The organism is Pseudoalteromonas sp. Isolate3, assembly GCF_022398505.1.
Lineage (GTDB): Bacteria > Pseudomonadota > Gammaproteobacteria > Enterobacterales > Alteromonadaceae > Pseudoalteromonas > Pseudoalteromonas apostichopi.
The window spans coordinates 1-2,346 of record NZ_JAKEVN010000225.1 but is presented as its reverse complement, the minus strand read 5'-3'; the positions used below and the strand labels follow the sequence as shown (position 1 = coordinate 2,346).

General features: G+C 34.7%; 1 protein-coding gene. It reads left to right on the top strand.

Annotated features, from left to right (window positions below; translation table 11 throughout):
• Positions 1 to 2,346 (top strand): PAS domain S-box protein (locus L1D46_RS20390; RefSeq protein WP_239978146.1); only part of this gene is annotated, 2,346 nt, incomplete at both ends.

Genomic DNA, 2,346 nt, shown 5'->3' with positions numbered 1-2,346 from the left:
CAATCAAATAGACCATACATTCATTGTGGCTCCATTAGCTCATAGTGAAAAGTCAGAATTGCTAGGCATAATCACAGTTATTGATATTAAATCAGTAATGGAGTCGATCATTCCTTTAATTACTCCTCAAGGTTATTTTTTAGAATTAGCCTACGAAGATAGACCTGCCGTGATGATTAATCAACGTGACTCAAAAGTTAATTATTATCTAGTGAGTCAACATCAATTGACTTCATTAAATGAGGTAAGTTGGCAACTGAGAGTTTATCAAGGTCCAGAACATGAGGGTAGTCACCTAATTTTATCCTCCAGCATTACTTTTATTGCAGGTTGGCTTGTATGCGTACTTTTGCTGCTTTCACAGCAATACCAGATGCAAATTAAAAAACAAAAACAAAGGCTTAGTAGGAGAAATGAAAAGTTACTGTCAAGCCTTGCATTACAGAAAAGATTGCAAACACAGCACGTTCAATTTATGGAGAACTCTGCTGATATTTTATGCGTTGTAGATAATAACGGGAAGTTTTTAGAGGTTAGTAAATCTAGTCTAAATATACTCGGTTATGAACCCTATGAGTTAAGGAACAAGCCCTTTATTGATTTTGTGCATCCTGATGATAAGAGTATAACAATCGATGAAACTAAAAAGTTATTTGATGGTGAGGCAACACAGTATTTTCGAAATACTTATATCCATAAGCAAGGTCATAAAATACATTTAATGTGGTCAGCCAAATATATTCAAAGCACAAACACATTGTATGCGGTTGCTAGAAATATTACAGAACTCGTAAGTGTAGAGCGCTACCAAAGCGCTCAGCAAGAGGTTTTAAAGTTGATAGCTCTTGAAAAGCCACTTCACGAAGTATTGCATAAAATTTGTTTAATGGCTGAAGAACATAGTCCGTGCATTAAAGCCTGTGCGATGATAAAAATGAACAGTAAACTCCAAGTAGGTGCCGCTCCATCAATGAGTAAACAACATTACTCATCTTTAACTGACATGCCATTCATGAAGTCTGCGGGGGTTGCTACTTCTCAAAGTGAAGTTGTCATTTGTGAAAATATAAAAATAGATCCTTTATGGTCTTACCATAAAGATTTATTGTTAAATGAAAAACTATACGCTATTTGGTCAATGCCTATCATTATTGGAGAAAAAGATGTACTGGGTACTTTTGTATTTTTTTGCAACGAAAGTAGAGATCCTGATTCAGAAGAACTAAAGTTGTTAAAAAATTGCTGCCGCCTTGCGGCTAACGCAATTAAACGTTCACAACAAAAAGAATTATTAATTCAAAGTGAGCAGCGCTTTAAGTCTCTCTATCAATTCAATCCCGATCCCGTTTATGTTCTTGATGAGCAAGGCTATTTCAAAAGTGTAAATGAACCGGGTTGCAACTTATTAGGGTGGCCTTTATTAGATTTAGTAAATATGCATTTTAGTCAAATTATTTTAAGTGAGAAGCTTTCAGAAGTATCACTATTTTTTGAAAATGCATTGAAAGGAGAAGCTACAAGCTTTGAAACAAGTATTATTAATAAAGTTGGTCAGCAGTATGAGTTGCAAGTTGTAATTATACCTACTTGGATAAATAGTAAAGTCACAGGTGTAATAGGTATAGCTAAAAATATAACACAAAGCTTACACACAGAAAAACAGCTCAGGTTATTTAAAAGAGCTGTTGATGCTAGTTCAAATGGCATAGTTATAACAGACATCACTCAGCCGGATATGCCTATATGTTATGTAAACCGTGGGTTTGAAAATATAACGGGATACAACAAAGTTGAAGTCATGGGAAATAATTGTAGATTTTTACAAGGAAAAGAACGTGATGAGTTAGCTTGTGAACAAATTCGGTTTGCCATAAAGGAAAAACGAGAGTTAAGGGTTGTATTAAGAAACTTTCGAAAGGATGGAAGTGCTCTTTGGAATAGCTTATTCCTATCTCCTGTACCTGATGAGTCAGGAATAATAACTCACTATATTGGAATTCAAACTGACATCACTGAACAAAAAAAATATGAACAAGAATTAGCGTATACAACATCCCATGACTTATTAACAGGCTTACCAAACAGGAGGCTTTTACTTGATAGGCTATCGCAAAGTATTAGTATTAGTTCAAGACACAAAGAACGAGTTGCTATCCTTCTTTTTGATTTAGATCATTTTCATTTAGTAAACGATAATCTAGGGCATTCAGTTGGTGATGAGGTTATTCGTCAATTGAGCGCTCGCATTAGAAATAAGGTTCGTGTAGGTGATACTTTGGCTAGGGTAGGAGGTGATGAATTTGTCTTAATGATACCTGATGTTAAAAATGTTGATCAGATAAATTT